We start from the raw sequence: 16,504 nt of genomic DNA, 5'->3' as shown, positions 1-16,504 counted from the left end.
CGTGGCGTCCTTCGGCAGGTGGGCCAATCGACGCCGAGCCGGAGGCCGCGAATGACACCGCGGGCGAATGGCCTCCGCTCCCGTTTCCTGATGGCTGGTACGCCACCTGCTGAGTTGTGACGCGGCGTCTGCCTATATGGTGCTGGCAACCGGCAAAGCCGGCACTTGAAAGCGTCTGCGGGCCGGCGGGGTTGCCAGTTAGCACAGTGGGCGAGGAGTCACCTAATCAGGATGATATGTAAGATACTCGACAGGCAGTGTCGGAAGAGGCGATACTCTTGAGGCGGGGTGATGGGCCTAGTCGCGTCATTTTGCATGTCTGAAGATGTACTTCGCTTCTACCAGTTAGCTGACGTGTGCAGGGAACGGACGGCGCAAGCCCGTCAGTTCCGTCGACGCGGAGCCGTGGCTAAAGCTTGCTGAGGACTGGCTCGAATTCGCACGAGCCGACCAGCAACGGCGCGCTTACGAGCCGCGCTGCATCCGATGAACAGCGACCAGAAGATCTGGCCGCTCGAGCACCTCCACCAGCTTGTCCAAGATGATGCGCTCGTTATTCCGGGGCCTCGGTTCTAAGTATTTTTCCAAAATGCGCTGGGCGTCACTCACAGCCTGAAGAGCTAGCTGTTCATCCGTCATCTGTTAGCCTCCGGTGGCCAATCAGAACGGAAGAACCTACGTGTAAGATAGTTCCAGATCCTTTATTGCCGGTTGATGATGCGGTGCTCACGATAGGTGGGGAGCCCCCGTCAATGGAAGCCATGCTACTGCTTCCGAGGCGAGGCCATTTGTCTTCAGGGGCATCCCATCCGCGTCCCAGTCTGGAATTTTGGGAGGCAATGGTGAAATCGGCTGCCCTGCCGGTGGACTGGCGCGAGGCTGCCAGGCCGAAGCATAGGGTCAGCGTCAACGCAGTCACCACTAGCAGCGCGGACATGAACTAGCTCACGCGCACCTCTCTCACGCCCGAGAGCGCGCATAGCCGAAGGCTTCGGCCGGAGCCATGCACCGCTGAAAAACACCGACAGAATGACGATCCAGGTTCAGCCCTTCCTTCCGCACCTGCAATTCAAGCCAGTCGATGCCGGACTCGGCCTGAGCCGCCTTCCGGGCGCGGGAGTGCTTCACAATGGTCTGCGCGCTTCGGTATGAATGCCCAGTGATGTCGCAGGTCATCAGCAAGTCGCAGCCAGCCCGATCGAGCAGCATGACGCAGGTATCACGTAAGTCCTGGTCGTGCTTTTGTCGAGTTCGCTGGCGCCATTGACGAACATCAGCGTGGGGCAAGGCTTCAGAACGCCATGCTGTCTCATCGCCATTGCTGTCGCGTGCGGCCTGCGCCAATCCGCCAATACACGCTTGCGCTGGTCGACCGCTCGAGCGCGCTGCGCCCTATTTCCCTCATCGAGATGAAGAGGGGCAAACAGCCGATCGATATTTTCAATCAGTTCGGCGGCCAGTCGCTCTGCGCGGATAATTGACTGGCGCGTGTTGTCGCGCGAGAAAGCCGAAGATAAATGCGGAATGCGAAGCCCCTTGCTCAAGCCTCACCACGCGAGGATCGTGAAGTTCACTCCCTTCAGGGCAGTCGAGCTGCACAGCCTCTACGCTCGTTCGCTAACGCAGGATAAATCGGGTTCCAGTCACTCCTCGGGGGTCCGCTCCCCCGCGGCTCGCCGTCGCTGCGATTGAGTGCTCGGAGGCGACTGCAATGCAGGTACAGCCGAGGCGCGTCGCTCCGCCTCTTGGACTTTAAGCCGCAGATCTTCCAGCTCTGACAGTTGACAAACGAGGTCGTTCAACCGTTGGACAAGAAGGATCGAGCTATAACCCTGCATCAACGCCCTCCTGAGTCTGCAGCTATCCAGACAGCAAAAGGACCCCAGCCTCAGGGCGGTGAAGCTGGGGCTATCGAGCCGCCTTGGTGAAGGCAGCTGCCCCTTGGGGAGGCACGGGAAAACTTGGCAATCAGTAAGTCGTTCCAAGCCGAACAAAATGAGCCTTGCTTGGGGCAATGGGGAAAGCTGGGGCCCGACTGCATCGCCCACTTGGGGAGAGGAATCGGGCAAACGCGGTAATTGGCGAGCCCGTACCAACCGCCGTGCCTCCGAAAAACGTTAGCGGCCTCTGTCGTCCTTGCCGTTGGGACAGCCATCGCCGCCGCCGTTACCCCACGGCTCGCTTTTTGCTCGCCTCCAAAAGCGCGTGTGCCGGCGAGTGGGTCGCTCGATAGGCAGTGTCGACCGATCGAAAGCGCAGCCGGACGGCTGTAAATTAGATTGAAATTGCATATTTAATATAGTTTAATATAGAAATTAAATGACGATTTTCAGAGTTTTGGGATCATGCCTCATTCTCCGTCCATCGTGCCTCATCCATATCCACGTGACGTCTATCTTGTGCTCGAGGATTATGGAGGTGGGCTCGGCCGTGCCTGGAGCGAAACCTCCGAAGACGACACTGGTCGAGCGACGCTGATGCGCCAAATAATGGAAGGTCAATACAAGCACCCTGCTCGGATCGTGGTCTTCAACACGGTTGAGGGATGGTCGCGTGATGTAACCGTAGAGATCGCAGATGAACTGCGCCGCTGCTTTGTCGAGTTCGATGACATTGCGCCAGCCGCGTTGGAATTCATCGAGAGAATCGGAAGGAACTGACTGTGGTGCGCAGTCGTGCCTTGCTTTGGTTTGCGCTAATCTCACAAACTTATCCGAGATGAGGACGATGAGCGGCAGCACGAACAAACAAGCGACGACGTGGGTGTGAGATAACCGCCTGGTGCGGCATAAGACCAACCCTTCTTGTGTTTGGAGTTGCCATGTCGGTGGGTTATGGTCGCGCTGTTGAATGGGACGGAAAGATCCTGACAGGCTCGGTGGTCGTAAATGGCGTGACGACCAAAGTGACTGCGGACCGAGCGATCATCCATGCGTATGCCGCGGGATTCAGCGATGCGCTCAGTTGGGAGATTGATCGCTTTCGGATAGAAATCTTTGAGAAGCTGATGCCATTCCTCCTTCGTCAGAATAGTTGACGGTAAGCTATGACCTCGCCGCGTGTCGGGGATTTTTCGGCAACGATGCTGATGAACTTCCGCTGCCGTGCACCTTACCTGACTTCCGGCAAGCAGATATCGTCATAGGATTAAAAGAGGCGGAGCATCAATCGATGGTCGAACGCCGCTTTCCTGGCCATCGCGGACCGGGTCCAGAATTGGCACGTGGACGATCTCGATGCCGCAGAGCCCTGTGATGCCCTGCCGCACCTGGAGCTGGCGGTCGCGAATCTGATCGCTATGTTGCGAACGGACGACCTGCGGTCCTAAAGGCCCGTCGGCGAGCCCGAGGCAGGACGGTAGGAGACGCGGGGCAGCCTCCGCTCGATGGCGAGTCGTCAAGGTCCACGTTCATAGTCGCCAGGATGTAGCCGAAGGGTGAGCGCAAGGCATTCAGTTCCTCGACCTCGATCTCCATCCGTATTCCCCATGCGGAATCGTTGCGGTGATCTCGACGTCATTGCCGGCCGACACGCGCCAGGCTGCCACCCCGAAGCACAAGGTCAGCGTCAGGGCGAGGGCAAGCAGAAGCATAGAGACGAAATGGCTCACGCGCGTGTACCCGCAAATCTGAAACCAGTTGAGAGCGTGCACAGAGGCGCGATTCGGAAAATGCAGACGATCTGACGCATCGGCCGTTTTCCCCATCCTTACACGGGGCCAAAAGCGCTCACGATCCCGATCGTGATCGGCACGAGCGCGACCATCACCCACAAAGCGGGCGAGCTGGAGGACAGGCCAACGACCAGTATCAAAACACCGATACCTACGAGGGCCGCTGAGATTGCGTAGGCGACTGCTTTTTCCATCTATCGATCCACGACAACAAGGGATCGGTCGCACAAGGACTCGAGGCAAATCGAAACGTTCCTTTCTTGATTTAACTCGGCCATAGAATCCTATTTAATGCTAGTTTTGCAACTTAATTTCGCCAAATTAAAAGGCGCTTTCTGCGCGTCGGGGCAGGGCTATTAACCCGGAGTCCTGCATGTTCATTCGAGTAGTCGTAGCTTTATTGCTCGCTTTTGCGACATCCATTTCATCTGAAGCGCGCCCCTTGCGCGCCGCTTTGCCACCTGAATGCAACGTGATTATGCCATGCGACTTTTCATCTTCGCTGGTGCAAGCGCAGAGATACACGAGACCGGCACCGCGCCTGCAGCGAGGTGCCGTTGCTAGCCTACGGATGTCTGTGGCCAGCTCAGGGGCCTTAAGTAGTGAGATCGTTAGCGGTCGTCCGGCCGGTTGCCCTCGATCGTTCTGCGGATGTGGTGCGGCGATCCGAGTGTTTGGTCGGGTAGTACCGGAACTGAACCTCGCAGCCAATTGGCTGCGCTTTCCCCGCACCTCGCCAGCACCGGGAATGGTTGCCGCGCGACGTGGACACGTCTTCGTCCTTGAACAGCACATCGCTGGTGACATCTGGAAGGCGTACGATGCCAACTCAGGTGGGCACGCAACGCGAATTCACCCGCGCTCCCTGCGAGGGTACACCATCGTCAACCCTCATGCGGCTTAAAGCCATCGCGCAGCGTTCCCGTTAGAGTTTTCTCGCCACGTTCCGGAGCATCCGGTTCGCGGCTTCCGCTCAAAAACAGGGCCGCAGCAGTTTTCGCTGCGGCCCTGAAGTTGCAACTTGATTCTGCGCCGGCTTGTTCTCGCAGTTTGTCCCGAACACCGAGGTTGATAGGTCCGCCATCATGGGAAGCTTCAATGCAGCCAGGGCGTTCCATGACGATCATTGGTGTTCACATCAGAACGATAGAATTCGACGATGCGGTGCTTCATTGAGACCCGGACACGATAACCAGCGGATATCCAGGCTCTCGCTTGAGGACCTGCTCTCTTCAGTGTGCTCCACCACGCAGTGAAGGTGTAGGCCGATCTCGGCAGAGGCTTCCCCAAGATCGCTTCAATTTCTGAAAAGGTGAGGCGGAGACTTTGACCGTTCTCCGTTCGCAGCCTTTCATGCAATGGCTGGTAAATCGACCTCGGCATGCGAGCACCATATCGACAAAATGGGCCGGCTGCCCGGCATTGGAATAGCAGACTGGTGCATATAGAGCGCGGAGGCAAAAGGCATTATCATTCAGGTCTGCAAGACCTCGCGGAGCCTGACGCAGCGACGTCTCTTCAGTGTTCCCTTAGCTCTAGGTCTCTCAGCAGCACGTGGAGAAAGTCGCTGGCGTGGTCATAGCGTTTACGACCATTCACGATCTCGCGGGTGCGCGGCTCCAGTGTGCTGGCGATGGCTTCAGCGCCGGGTAGATCAGCCTGGTGCGACCACTGCTGTAGCAGCCGATCAGGAATGCCTTTAGCGGATCCAGGCAGCTTCAACACACAATAATCGCCATTGTGCTTGTGATCAGCTTTCGCATAAAGAGCGAATAACGCTCGAAAGGCATTACGGGAAACGGCAGGTTTTGCCATTTAACATCCCCAACATAAAATCGACTCGCTTTAAGTTTAGAAATCTGACGCGTTAACAAAATAAAATCCAGTGTAATTTAATCGCTTGCCCTCGAAAAAGAGGTCATCAGAACTGACGTAAATCGAAGCACTGTGCGTCACAGCTCGCGCCGCCCTGCATCTCCGATACCCTATGCTGCTACGGGACAATCGACCTTAGCAGGCGGCCGAGTAGGATGGGAGGGGCAGGGGCTGCCCCGCAAAATTGCTACCAGACCTCGCAAGTGACTGAGACGAACCGATGTTCGCTCAACCCGCTCCCGAAGTCGCTCTCGTGCGCATGATCAGACAGTCGGTCTGGCGCTGCCCGGTCAATAGCGCGCGATAGATCTGTCCCGATCGAGGCCAGTCAATTTGCATCGGCTGCGGCGACCCACTCGATCGGGGTGTCGCGACCGCAGGCCGGCACCTAGCCGCTCGATAGGCATTGTCTGGTCGCCATTTCATGGCTTGACGTAGGTCCATCCCTGCTCCTGCAACTGCATCACCCTAACGACGCCCGACCTCACCACTTGGGCTTGGGCAACGATCGGAATGTCTTTATTTTCGGCCTTTTGCATTTTCTCTTGCGTGTTTCCACAGGCTTTGAATGATACTTCCGGCGTGCTCAGAGCCATTTCCTCAATTCGCGCTTTCACCGGCGATGTGTCATCGCGGAGCATATGGAGGCCGGGGCCGAAGGTAATCACCTCCACTTTCACTCCTTCACCAACCTCCTTGTAGTATTGCGCGACGTTGAGTGCATTGTTCAATGCAAGATTCATTGACGCGGAGTCGCTTGTGTTGACCTGAAGGATTAAGCGGTGCTCTTTCTTGGCAGCAGACGATGGCGCGATGCGCGCCAGCTCAAATTGTTTTGGCGTCGCGGCCCGCGCCGATGAATTCGCGTGCGTTCTTGCCGCGCCATGTGTTGAGGCTGCAGGCAAACTGGGCTGTGCCGAGAGCAGGCGAGTCTCCTGTGCCGCGGAACTAGACAGCCCGACCGGGAGCGAGATGATTGTCGCGATCATCGCTGTGATAATCTTCGGAAATTTGTGCATTATGTTGTTTCTCCAAGCAAGCTGAGGTTCATGATCAATTGTTGGGCTTCGCGATCGCGCGTGGCCATTTGCATGTTGCCGCCAATTTTGCACGTACGCTCTCGATACCATAGAGAGCGAACACTGCACCGGCGCTAGTCCCCGTTCGGCGTGACACATGCACGGAAAGTTCGCTGTGGCCGGGGATCGATTGCAACAGGCGAACGACATCGCCTTCAAGCGCGACACCGCGTACCGACGTAATTGTTGAGACCTGAAGAGGTGGATCATCATTGATGCGCAGGGATAGGGTGTAATCCTCGCGACGGCCCGACAGGCCGGCTCCATCAAGCAACACTTCGGTCAGGCCGCCGCGACAGCGTATCGACAGGCTCATTGCTGCGTCCCCTTGAGATGGTAGTGTCGCCTTGATGATCGATGAATAATCAACTGGCGAGGTGGTCTCGCTGACGATCCACGCCCCGGCTCCATTTGCGGGCCGATCAGAGACGCGAACCGGCGCCATAGGGTCTTCGGCGCCTCGGGCCCGAGCGAGGTCATTTGCGATCGCGAGCGTCACGACGAGAGCGATCAGGGTGAACGTCATTGCGCCGCCTGGCTCGAACGCGGCAGACGATCGAGCCAGGCCTGCGCCGCGGGAGAACGCGTCAGGCCAGGGACCGTCGCCGCCAAGTTGATCGACTTCCATTTCGGATCGAAACCGGGCTCCTGCAGTTTGTTGATCCGCGAGAACAGGCGGTCGACAAAGCGCGCCACACGATTAAAGCGATTGGATTTGATCGGCCAATTGAAAGCGACCAGCACGGTTGGAACGGCAATAGTTGTCACGCGTTCCCCCTGCCTGATCAAGTTTGGATAATCAGCTGCGTCCAGCCAAGATGGCAGATAATAATCTTCGAACTTGCTCTCGTAGGGGACCGGCAAGAACTTGAAGCCGGCATCCCAGCGACCACGTATGAATGCATCCACCGGCTTCGATGTTATGAAAACGACGGCGGCCAGCTCACCCCTGCGCATTTGTTCCATCGCAACCTGATGGGGGATGAATGCCTTATCGACCTCGATCCCCAGCCGGCTGAAGATCAGCGGGCCCGAATAAGCTGCGGCGGTACCTTGGGTGTTGAAATTGACCTTCTTTCCGACCAGATCACTCAAGCTCTGAATTTCGGGCCTGACGAATACGTGCAGTTCAGATGGAAACAGGTTGAGCACATAGGTGATCCGTCGCTGGATGTCCGGCACTTGGCTCTTGTACTCGTCAAGTGCGTCGGAATTGATGATTGCTGCATCAATGCCCCGCAAATACAGCAGCGAATTGACGTTTTCGGTTGCGCCACGGGTCACGATGGGCAGCACGTGGAGGTCCGTTCCATCATCGGCCACTCGCGCCATTTCCGCGGCAAGCCGAATGGGAGCTCCTTCCAGCAGACCTCCGGCTATTCCGACAGTCCAATCGTTCATGGCCGCAATTTCCGCCCTTGCATGATCCGCACGCGCCCGCGGAGTCTGCTGGGCCATTGCTGGGCAACAGCCCATGATCAAAAGCGGAGCGGCTATCACGATGAGGAGAAACCAAGAGCGTATTCCAACCAGCTGCTTCATCGATCCGGCTCCCCTAGGAACGTCTACTCTGTTTTGTCCGCTGCGCTCTTCACTTCGACACGTAAGTTTAAGTTCGATCTGTCGATACAGCGCACGACCATTTGTCTGCACCGATGCTGCTAATGACCAAGTGCGTCGAATCGCTCCCTTGCCTCCTTGACCCCTCCGGCTGCTGCTCTGGCGTAAAGCTCTCGCGCCTTGGACGTGTCGCCGCGCGTTCCGCTCGCGCCCCATTTTGCAAGCAGGCTCGGATCATACGTTTCCGCGAGGGCGAAACTTGCCGGTGCGCTCCCTAATTCAGCAGCACGCTCCAGGACAACTCGTGCCGCGCCAATATCGCCTTGTCGAAGCAATCCGGTTGCGCGAGCGATCAATCGCACGAGTTCGGCGGCGTTTTCGTTCCGGAAAACCGGGGATGGCGCCTTCGGCTCAGCTGCTGTGACCACGAGCTCTCGCGCGAATTGCGCGGGCGGCGCCTGCGGCGATCCCAGCAGCAGTGTTCGGAGCAGTTCCCTTGTTGGCGAATTGCCGGCTCCGCCTTCACCCGACACCCCGGCGGGTAGCCACGGTCCGATACTCGTGCGCGCTGCGGCAAGTTCTTGCTCATCTCGGCCGGATTGGTTGCATTCTCGCCGGAGCTGATTTTTCAACTGTTCGGCTCGATCATCGTTTGCCGCGGCTTGCGCTTCATAGGCGAACAGCTTGGAACGCGCCAACGAGAGCTCTTGCGCCAGCGCATCTGCTCTTTCGTGCTCCTCCTTTAATGACAGCTTCAGTTTAGCCGAGGTATTCTCCGCTGTTCGTTTGGTCTGCATCGTTTCTTCGGTTGCCTTCGCGATCTGCTGGGATCGGTTGTCGAGCTCGATTCGCGTCGTCGCGAGCGTCTCCTCCAGCTGTTTGGTACGATCGTGCTCCTGTCGGAGGCTTGCCTGTACCTGAGCCTCCGCTGCCTCTTTTGCACTGATCTCTGCGGCTTGTCTGGTTACCTCTGCGGACTGGGTCTCCAGGTCGTGATGAGCGGCTGTCAGATTCTGCTCCAGCCGGTTTGCCCGATCTTTCTCCCGCTCGACAGCCTGTTGCAGCTCCCTCGGATCGCTCTGTGCCCGGCGTTCGGGTTCGCGACCCTCTGCGCCGATTTCGCGGCTTAGCCGTGCCTGCACTTCGAAATCGTTGCGCGCCTTGACAAGTTCCCGTTCCAGACGCTGCGTGTGCAAGCGCTCCTCCCGGAGCGATTTCTGGAGCTCATCGGTTTCATTCTCGGTGGCCTCCGCAATGCTGGTCCATTGCTCGCGTGCATGCTGCAACAGCCCCAGCACGGTATCCTGCTCCCGTCGGCATGTTCGAAGGTCAGCAGCAAGGGCCCGTATCCTCTCCTGTTCTGTGGCGAGCACTTGCCGCGATCGCTCGGTATTGCTGATTGTGGCTTGTGCGAGCTTCAGGGGCGTCGTGTCGGCAGATGGTTTCAGCCGCGCCGCGGGCCACCCTCCCGAGCCGGTCGTGCCGCGCAAGTGCGTCGCCATGACATGGGCGTCGCTCGCCGGCCGATTTGGCTCCTGCGCGAGAACGGGTATGGTCAAAACCGATATTACCGTCAGGACAGTCGGTGCAACCCACGCCGACCTTGTTGCGCAGGTGCGCGCACAGCTACGAACACAATCCGAGGCAATCCACACGCCTGCGCGGCGAACGGGCGATTCAAGGCCCGACCCTGCCTGCATCGGCGCTTGTGTCCACATCCGCGACATTAATGCGTCAATCCGTTTCTCAATTTCAATTTACCCTTAGGCAAAAATAAACCATATTTTATTTTATTCAATCATTTATCGCCAATTAAATGTTCGGCCGATACTGCCGGTCGCTTGAGAAGGAGATCGTCCAATGCTCCACCGACTCCCCCGCTGATCATTGCGATTATCACGAGCGTAGCTGTGCTGGCCTGGCCCAAGCAGGCGGCGCAGTGGCGGGCTCCGCGGGTGCCGGCACTGGGACGGGCACGGGCAGCGCCAACACTGGTGGGTCAGCTCCGTCCGGCATGGGTACAAATGCGAGCAGCGCCAACCCTGGTCCATCGGCGCCTCCAGGAATAGGGACACGAGACGTTGGTACCGGTGCAAACCTGAACCGCACCAGTCAAACCAACAGCCCGGACGTTCAACCCACCACGTCGAAGTCGCGGGCGGCGGCGCAGGCCAAGAGAAATGCCGGCGCTGGCCACGCTCAAAATGGTCTGCCGATCGGAGCTATTGGCACCGGCACGAGCAACGAGGAGCAGATGATCGTTGGACCGTCACCTAACCGAAAAATACCGGCAGCGAAGGTCGACGGAAATATCGCTGGAATAGTTGGTAGGGGCTCCAGCCTTTCGGACCAAGTGAGCCGGCCGCGCGCCGCACGAACTGGGGAAAAAGTGCTGGACGCCAAAGTGCAAGTCCAACGGCGAACGACAGATTCGCACAAGCGCATTCCGGACTCAGAAAACAGAACTCGGTAGTCTGAGCGGACCGAGCCGGGCAGCCGAGCGCGCTTTGGCGTCCCTGCTCAGGTCTGCGCGCCGCCCGACGAAGGCGCCGGCAGGGCTTGGTTCTCCATGGGGCGCCTTGAAGAGGACTGACGCCCCGCACACGGCCGAGTGGGATTTGGGCTAGGCGAGAGCATTCACGCGGTTATGCGAGCGCTCGATTCCGCGGCATTCGGATCACGTCCGATCGGTCGGAGCGAGGAGCCAGCCGTGCATTGTTCGAAATGCTCGCGAAGCATGTCATTAGCCAAGTGCTCCCAGAACTCAGCTTCGGCGAGAAGCTTCCAGCTTCGATCTGGATGATGCGCAGAAGTCTGTCGGCACAGCGACGCCATCGCGCGCAAGCGGCGTACGGTCTCCATCCACTCCTCCCATTATTTTTCCCCACCTTATTTTCTGTTTTGCGTCATATTAATTATGATTATACCGGATAATCAAATTTGCCTTCCGTGGCGCGACTACCGAAACGATTTGACGCGAACGACTTTCGGCTTTGCTTTCAAATTGTCTTTCAGATGTAGCGCTGCTTCATAAGACTAAAAAGAGATAAAAAGTCAGGCTTAAACCAACTCAGGTGCGGGACATGATCCGCAGCATGCCGCTCGTGGATGATCTCGGTCAGAGCCGGAAAGGGACGCCGGATCCAAGTGCAGCACTTTTCCTGACACAGAGCCTTCACTCGCATCGGCCTGCCTTGAAACCCCGCTGTGCGCACGCCTCATTGGGGAGCGATCGGGCGGCTTGGAGCTGTGCAAGGGTTATCGGAGGCTTCAAGGTCGATCCGTGAAACGATCGTCTTCGAGTTCGCTGAAATTACGCGCGCCGCTCGCCATCATTGAATCCGCGTGCGGCAACTCGTCCCAAACCGGGGCCTACGCATCCGTGACGCCGGCCCTAGTCTCGCTCGTTCTCCGAGGCTTCGCCCTTCCGCCCTTCGCACTTGCTCTCGTAGCCTGTGCAATTGGGCAAGCAGGCTAACGAGCTCCATCGCCGTTTGACGCAGAACAGCCAAGCGGCTGCAAACCCCACTACTCACTACAATACCCCCAAACAGGCCCTTGCAGGATCAGCGATCGGAAGCGTTAGTTTGCGCCGACCTGCCGGTGTGACGCTTAACTTGCGGTTCATGAGGGCGTCAGTTCGCTTTACGACGATAGGCCAAAATATTTCGCATCCCTCCAGTAAGCCCTGGCAGAAATAGCCGCCAAGACAGGAATCTGGATGAACGCTGCGCCATGATTGAGCGCATCCAGCCCGTACCAAGACTAGTCGGTGCGGCAACCATGCCGCAACAGGTCAACTCCGCACACGGGGCGTCAAATGAGGCGGTCGGCCCAAATTCGTGTAATGCTAGTCAGTTCGGCTCCGCGTCTGTACCGAAGCCCGCTACGCATCAGCACAGCGGCGCTTCCTCGAATATCTCCCCGGGCCGCACGACCGGCTCATCGACCCAGGCCTCGCGAGCGAACCAGTTGTGATTGGCGCGACAGACCGGGCAACGAGTATTGCCATAAAACACAACGCTCCGCAGGAAAGCCTCACGGTCCGACCTAATACCAGTAGGAATCGCGCGACCGGTTTGCGGACATTTGACCATGATCATTCCCATGCGAGCCTCCCTAGGAAATTATTATTCGTTGTCGAACGAAAGAGAACCGGCCGGCTGGAGTGCGTCGTCATCTCAGTGTGGGTTACTTGGGGGGCATCGCACACTGGGAGTGCTTGTTCGAGCAGGGCGGGTTGCTCGTGACGACGTTTTTCCAACCGGCCGGATCGCTGCTTGAGCGATTCCTTGGACGCCGCCGCTCTTTGGCTCGGCAGCGCGGGCGTTGATTATGCGTCTCTCGAAAGCTCCTTAGGCGCCACTGAAAATGGGCCAATCTGAGCGGGTGGGAGTTTTGCGCGTGCTATGCCGCTCGCGACGAAGACGATCATATCGCCCGTGATGGGCAAATTGGCTAATTCGATCACCGGTTTCACTCCACTCTCGTCAGCGAAATATTTTTCGTTAGGATTTAATCCTGCAAATTAAGCCTTGCGCTGTCGGTCTGGTTTGCGACTCTCGTCGAGTTTTATTTTTCGCTGTCCCGCACGCAGGAGGTCAAGATCATCGCGGCGATTTCTGCGACGCTGTTTCTCGGTCGGCTGTTATTTCGACGGAGGGCCCGCTTCTTGGTATTTGAATGGTTGCATCCGGTTCAAACATGAAATAAATATTGATTATATTGTTATCATATAAATCTCGTTGTTAATTGTTGTCAATGACGTAAGCTGTTTTCGTCAATTTTTTTGGTCGGAGGAGACGATGCGGGAATCAGTCCAGAAGAAGCGCAACTCCACCTCGGCTGCGAAGCAGTTGGCTCAAATGCGCGAGAAGCTAGCGAGCATCAGCGAGAGGGAGCGCGTTCTAGGAGAGCGGAGTGCTGCTCGCGAAGTTTACCGCTATCTGCTGGACTCTCACCGGTTGACCGCGCCGGCGACCTTTCTCGGAGGACAAGTGTTGAATATTTCTCTATCTGGGGTGAACGAGGGTGGTCAGCTGGCGGCGTGACCGGGGCCGTATGGTCATTCGAAATGAATCCCAGTCAGGCGATGTGCATCCGCACTGAGGTGGACTTGCGCCGTTGTAGCACGGCGATCAAGCCGAATTTCCTCGGCAACTGCAGCTCGTTTGAACGCGCCGTGGACAGGACATTGCCGGATGTTGTCGCCACCGCGTCGACACGGCGGCGAAACAGATATCGTTGCTATCGGGAATAGCCATGCTGGGAAAAACATCGGCAGAGATGGTGTTGAGACCCGCCGCGGGTGCAATCTTCGCGCTGGTGGACGGTCGATCAGTGCTTTTCAGCGAGACAAGGCAGAAGCTCTATGAGTTGGACCAGCTAGGGGCATTCATTTGGTGCAAGTTGGCACAAGGTGCTTCTTTGGAAGACGTCCATCAGGAGCTCGGGCAGCTAGGCATTGGCGAGCGCGCAGCGCGCGAGTTCACGTGGCAGGCGATGAACGTCTGGATCGATCGAGGGGTGCTCGATCTCGACTGGCGAATGTCGGCCGATTGTGCCTTCTCAACGGTTCTTGGTCAGCGCAGGATCAGCGTCCGGGCTGCAAATCGGGAGCTCTCGCAACAGTTGATTTCGCTATTTTGTGTTACGGACGACAGCGGCGAGGAGGAGGATATTGCGATCGAGACAATGATGCTCGGCGATCGGGTATTCTTCCGCGGGAATGACGGGAGCATCCATAGATGTGAAGCCGCAGCTCTGGCCCCTACAATCAAAGCTCACATCACCGAGCGACTTATCCGAAGCAATCAGTGGGCTTTCGCGCTCCACGCCGCTTCTCTTGCAAAGTGCGGCATGGGCTTACTGCTGTGCGGCCAACCGGGAGCCGGCAAGTCGACTCTTGCACTAGAATTGGTAGACGCTGGATTTCAGTATGCCGGCGATGACGTTGCGCTGATTGGGGCTGACGGAACGATCTGCGGCATCCCATTTGCCCTCACCCTCAAGCAGGGATCGTGGCGGTTGCTATCCCGACTGTATGGCGATTGGAACGACGTGACGCACCGCCGGTCCGATGGCGCCGAAGTGCGGTATTTGCCGATTCCGGATGCGCACAATGGGAGCCTCTCTGCCAAGTGGATCATCTTTCTGAACCGGGTCGCAAGCGGCCCCGTCGAGCTGACCCCCCTGGATCAGCTTGATTCGATCAAGCGGCTCATTGAGGGCGCTTTTGCCGCAGACGGGAAGCTGTCGCAGTCCGGCTTTTTCGCTTTGAAGCGGATTGTTGCGGGCGCACGATCTTTCCAACTCATCTATTCGGAATCGGCGCAGGCTCGACAGCTGCTGATGGACTTGTGCGATGACAAGGCATAGTGCGGCACTGAGAAGCCTATGCAACTGCTTGCGAGGCTTGCCGCCCGTCGACGTGGAGTGGACCTCCGTCATCGGGCTCGCAAACCAGACGTTGACGACGCCTGCGCTCATTGACTTCGTTGATCAATTTGCATCGGTGTTGCCAGAGGACGTGTGCACCTATATCCGCCAGATCCATCGCCGAAACGTGCTGCGCAACGATCGGTTGGCCGGTCAACTGGAAGAGGCCGTCATTGCGATGAACGGCCAGGGAGTTACGCCGGTGTTGCTCAAGGGTGCGGCAACGCTAGCCACAGCACCTGTCGAGCGGCGAGGAGTTCGGCTGATGTGTGATCTGGATATTATGGTCGTGCCGGACGAAGCTGAAAGGGCGGTCGCCGCTCTGGGCGCAATTGGCTATGAAATTCATGATCAAGCGCGCCCCGAAAGCCGGAGATGGTATGTCGAGCTAAGTCGACCGCGGGATGTCGGAACCATCGATCTGCAACGGGCCGCTCCAGGCCCCGCGTACCTCTATGCTGGCCCCGGACATGCCCTGAACCATTGCGTCCCCGCGCTGCTGGGGCGGGGACGCGTGTACGTCCCGACGCCCACTTATCGAGCGCTGATGTTGATCATCCACGATCAGTTTCAAGACTACGGCTACTGGCTTGGCGAACTCGATCTGCGGCATCTGGTTGAGTTGCGCGACTTGAATGATTCCGAAGGGCTGGACTGGCAGGAACTTGCCTCTCATTTCTCGGGCGAACTGATGAAAAACGCGGTCGAAACCCAACTGCTCGCCCTTGCTGCGCTGCTTGGGGTCGATATCCCGCGCTCAATGCGCACCCGGCTGATTCCTCGTCTGCAGTTCATGCGACAATTAATGCAAGCGCGCCTTCCGGCCACACGTGTGCCGTTCCTCGCAATGACGGTCCTGGACCTCAGAAACTACCGGCGGGAGGCGACCTCTGGTTGCACGCAAACCGGCATGCGGCGGCCTGGATTGTGGTCCGTGCCAAGAACGGACACCTTACAGTTCCTGTTGAGGGCCGCCACCGCCGTTCGTGTCGGAAAGGTGTAAAGCCAGCAAGCTCGCACGCCTTCAAGGCCAAACAGTTTTAGCAAACGACATGTCTGCAGTTGCGCGGAGTTAATGCCCTTGTCCACCGGCATTCCGATCGGACGACTCGTCGTTCTCGCGAATCCTGAACTCTTCGAGCGTGTGCCCCGATTGGAGCGCGGCAACTAGCCAGCGAGGCTGTTTACCACGCCCCGACCAAGTCTCCGTCGGGCGGAGTGGATTGAAGTATTTTGGCACGACTTTCGGGTATTTGCGGCGCGGCGGCTCGCTCGTTCCGGCATTGGCGGCCCGGCGTTCAGCTTCACCGAATTGATCCGGCTGGTTGAGTTGCGCAAGACGCTTTTCGAGCTCTCGCTTCTCGACTGTGATCTTTTCGGCAAGTATCTTTGTTAGCTCTTCGTGAAGGAGCCAAAGTTCCTCAAAGTCCATGGCTTCGAGATCTTGCCGACGCATAGCATTCTCGTCACCGTTGGACTGACTCCTGATCCATCTGTCATCAAGCTTTCGAGCAATTATTGCCCCAGCACCCGATCAACGATGGACCAAAGTCAGTGTTTCAGATCCATACGACAATGAATAAATAATATATTATTTAATTAAATATTGCGAGGGTTATTTTATTAATGGGGATAGACAGATCAATGACTTGCTGCAGAGCAAGAAACGGGAAGATCTCGATCGAGTTCTTCTTGCGGCACAGTCGGAGCATCTTCCCCCGGCTGTACCCCTCGGACATTCGGGCCTGGAACTCAAATCGAGCACGGGCCGTTTGGGCTGACGGACATTGAGTTGGTTGGCGCCCGCTTGCGCATATCCGAACGCGTGCGATAACGAAATTGCCCAAAAACGAGGGCAGCCTACGCGTCAACCATATTC

Annotated in this window: 17 protein-coding genes; 4 read left to right on the top strand and 13 right to left on the bottom strand. The window is 57.5% G+C overall.

The features are described from left to right. Positions 1 to 465: 465 nt before the first annotated feature. The 4 genes from AB3L03_RS04670 to AB3L03_RS04655 form a co-directional block, all read right to left on the bottom strand. Positions 466 to 639, bottom strand: a complete 174-nt coding sequence (locus AB3L03_RS04670; RefSeq protein WP_162847236.1) for a hypothetical protein — start codon at positions 637 to 639, stop codon at positions 466 to 468. A gap of 321 nt (positions 640 to 960) precedes the next feature. Continuing rightward, on the bottom strand, positions 961 to 1,176 hold the full coding sequence (locus tag AB3L03_RS04665; protein ID WP_204510836.1) for a hypothetical protein: 216 nt from the start codon (positions 1,174 to 1,176) through the stop codon (positions 961 to 963). Next, positions 1,176 to 1,544 (bottom strand): hypothetical protein, encoded by a 369-nt coding sequence (locus AB3L03_RS04660; protein WP_143275430.1) that lies wholly within the window; start codon positions 1,542 to 1,544, stop codon positions 1,176 to 1,178. The genes AB3L03_RS04665 and AB3L03_RS04660 overlap by 1 nt, the downstream gene beginning before the upstream one ends. Positions 1,545 to 2,315: 771 nt before the next feature. Next, positions 2,316 to 2,741: a hypothetical protein gene (locus AB3L03_RS04655; protein WP_157642985.1), complete on the bottom strand. Its 426-nt coding sequence runs from the start codon at positions 2,739 to 2,741 to the stop codon at positions 2,316 to 2,318. An 80-nt stretch (positions 2,742 to 2,821) separates the two neighbouring features. Here AB3L03_RS04655 and AB3L03_RS04650 point away from each other — a divergent pair, with 80 nt between their 5' ends. Continuing rightward, positions 2,822 to 3,037: a hypothetical protein gene (locus AB3L03_RS04650; protein ID WP_018456770.1), complete on the top strand. Its 216-nt coding sequence runs from the start codon at positions 2,822 to 2,824 to the stop codon at positions 3,035 to 3,037. A gap of 671 nt (positions 3,038 to 3,708) precedes the next feature. Here the strand turns inward: AB3L03_RS04650 and AB3L03_RS04645 are convergent. The 8 genes from AB3L03_RS04645 to AB3L03_RS04610 all read right to left on the bottom strand — a co-directional run bounded on the left by AB3L03_RS04645 (position 3,709) and on the right by AB3L03_RS04610 (position 12,296). Continuing rightward, positions 3,709 to 3,867 (bottom strand): hypothetical protein, encoded by a 159-nt coding sequence (locus AB3L03_RS04645; protein WP_018456767.1) that lies wholly within the window; start codon positions 3,865 to 3,867, stop codon positions 3,709 to 3,711. A gap of 690 nt (positions 3,868 to 4,557) precedes the next feature. Further along, positions 4,558 to 4,800: a hypothetical protein gene (locus AB3L03_RS04640; RefSeq protein ID WP_204510837.1), complete on the bottom strand. Its 243-nt coding sequence runs from the start codon at positions 4,798 to 4,800 to the stop codon at positions 4,558 to 4,560. 391 nt (positions 4,801 to 5,191) lie between these two features. Continuing rightward, entirely contained in the window at positions 5,192 to 5,488 is a 297-nt protein-coding gene (locus AB3L03_RS04635; protein ID WP_085358638.1) for a hypothetical protein, read from the bottom strand. Between the two features lie 482 nt (positions 5,489 to 5,970). Continuing rightward, complete coding sequence (locus AB3L03_RS04630; protein ID WP_085349057.1) at positions 5,971 to 6,567, bottom strand: DsrE family protein; 597 nt, start codon at positions 6,565 to 6,567, stop codon at positions 5,971 to 5,973. A 34-nt stretch (positions 6,568 to 6,601) separates the two neighbouring features. Continuing rightward, the gene (locus AB3L03_RS04625; protein ID WP_231188661.1) at positions 6,602 to 7,153 is read right to left on the bottom strand and encodes a hypothetical protein; all 552 of its coding nucleotides are present in this window, start codon (positions 7,151 to 7,153) and stop codon (positions 6,602 to 6,604) included. After that, complete coding sequence (locus AB3L03_RS04620) at positions 7,150 to 8,169, bottom strand: TAXI family TRAP transporter solute-binding subunit (protein WP_085358640.1); 1,020 nt, start codon at positions 8,167 to 8,169, stop codon at positions 7,150 to 7,152. Before AB3L03_RS04620 ends, AB3L03_RS04625 begins: the two co-directional genes overlap by 4 nt. A 119-nt stretch (positions 8,170 to 8,288) precedes the next feature. Continuing rightward, on the bottom strand, positions 8,289 to 9,485 hold the full coding sequence (locus AB3L03_RS04615; protein ID WP_368508301.1) for a hypothetical protein: 1,197 nt from the start codon (positions 9,483 to 9,485) through the stop codon (positions 8,289 to 8,291). A gap of 2,595 nt (positions 9,486 to 12,080) precedes the next feature. Continuing rightward, a complete protein-coding gene (locus AB3L03_RS04610; protein ID WP_085349052.1) occupies positions 12,081 to 12,296 on the bottom strand; it encodes a hypothetical protein in 216 nt (71 codons plus the stop codon). Between the two features lie 696 nt (positions 12,297 to 12,992). Here AB3L03_RS04610 and AB3L03_RS04605 point away from each other — a divergent pair. The 3 genes from AB3L03_RS04605 (at position 12,993) to AB3L03_RS04595 (ending at position 15,628) form a co-directional block, all read left to right on the top strand. Further along, positions 12,993 to 13,238 (top strand): hypothetical protein, encoded by a 246-nt coding sequence (locus tag AB3L03_RS04605; RefSeq protein ID WP_085358644.1) that lies wholly within the window; start codon positions 12,993 to 12,995, stop codon positions 13,236 to 13,238. A 211-nt stretch (positions 13,239 to 13,449) separates the two neighbouring features. Then, complete coding sequence (locus AB3L03_RS04600; RefSeq protein WP_368508300.1) at positions 13,450 to 14,565, top strand: serine/threonine protein kinase; 1,116 nt, start codon at positions 13,450 to 13,452, stop codon at positions 14,563 to 14,565. A 37-nt stretch (positions 14,566 to 14,602) separates the two neighbouring features. Further along, positions 14,603 to 15,628: a nucleotidyltransferase family protein gene (locus AB3L03_RS04595; protein ID WP_231188656.1), complete on the top strand. Its 1,026-nt coding sequence runs from the start codon at positions 14,603 to 14,605 to the stop codon at positions 15,626 to 15,628. A gap of 69 nt (positions 15,629 to 15,697) precedes the next feature. Here the strand turns inward: AB3L03_RS04595 and AB3L03_RS04590 are convergent, their stop codons facing one another. Further along, positions 15,698 to 16,081 carry an H-NS family nucleoid-associated regulatory protein gene (locus tag AB3L03_RS04590; protein ID WP_085395796.1) on the bottom strand — a complete coding sequence of 128 codons (384 nt, stop codon included), beginning with the start codon at positions 16,079 to 16,081 and terminating at the stop codon, positions 15,698 to 15,700. Positions 16,082 to 16,504: the final 423 nt, after the last annotated feature.

Origin of the sequence: Bradyrhizobium lupini, from assembly GCF_040939785.1 — a bacterium.
Lineage (GTDB): Bacteria > Pseudomonadota > Alphaproteobacteria > Rhizobiales > Xanthobacteraceae > Bradyrhizobium > Bradyrhizobium canariense_D.
The sequence above is the reverse complement of the archived record's forward strand: the minus strand, read 5'-3'. Positions and strand labels throughout refer to the sequence as shown.

Excerpts from the sequence above, each read along its gene's own strand:
- AB3L03_RS04670 (WP_162847236.1), bottom strand. The coding sequence starts at position 639 with ATGACGGATGAACAGCTAGCTCTTCAGGCTGTGAGTGACGCCCAGCGC.
- AB3L03_RS04665 (WP_204510836.1), bottom strand. The coding sequence starts at position 1,176 with ATGACCTGCGACATCACTGGGCATTCATACCGAAGCGCGCAGACCATT.
- AB3L03_RS04650 (WP_018456770.1), top strand. The coding sequence starts at position 2,822 with ATGTCGGTGGGTTATGGTCGCGCTGTTGAATGGGACGGAAAGATCCTG.
- AB3L03_RS04645 (WP_018456767.1), bottom strand. The coding sequence starts at position 3,867 with ATGGAAAAAGCAGTCGCCTACGCAATCTCAGCGGCCCTCGTAGGTATC.
- AB3L03_RS04640 (WP_204510837.1), bottom strand. The coding sequence starts at position 4,800 with ATGATCGTCATGGAACGCCCTGGCTGCATTGAAGCTTCCCATGATGGC.
- AB3L03_RS04635 (WP_085358638.1), bottom strand. The coding sequence starts at position 5,488 with ATGGCAAAACCTGCCGTTTCCCGTAATGCCTTTCGAGCGTTATTCGCT.
- AB3L03_RS04630 (WP_085349057.1), bottom strand. The coding sequence starts at position 6,567 with ATGCACAAATTTCCGAAGATTATCACAGCGATGATCGCGACAATCATC.
- AB3L03_RS04625 (WP_231188661.1), bottom strand. The coding sequence starts at position 7,153 with ATGACGTTCACCCTGATCGCTCTCGTCGTGACGCTCGCGATCGCAAAT.
- AB3L03_RS04620 (WP_085358640.1), bottom strand. The coding sequence starts at position 8,169 with ATGAAGCAGCTGGTTGGAATACGCTCTTGGTTTCTCCTCATCGTGATA.
- AB3L03_RS04610 (WP_085349052.1), bottom strand. The coding sequence starts at position 12,296 with ATGGGAATGATCATGGTCAAATGTCCGCAAACCGGTCGCGCGATTCCT.
- AB3L03_RS04605 (WP_085358644.1), top strand. The coding sequence starts at position 12,993 with ATGCGGGAATCAGTCCAGAAGAAGCGCAACTCCACCTCGGCTGCGAAG.
- AB3L03_RS04600 (WP_368508300.1), top strand. The coding sequence starts at position 13,450 with ATGCTGGGAAAAACATCGGCAGAGATGGTGTTGAGACCCGCCGCGGGT.
- AB3L03_RS04590 (WP_085395796.1), bottom strand. The coding sequence starts at position 16,081 with ATGCGTCGGCAAGATCTCGAAGCCATGGACTTTGAGGAACTTTGGCTC.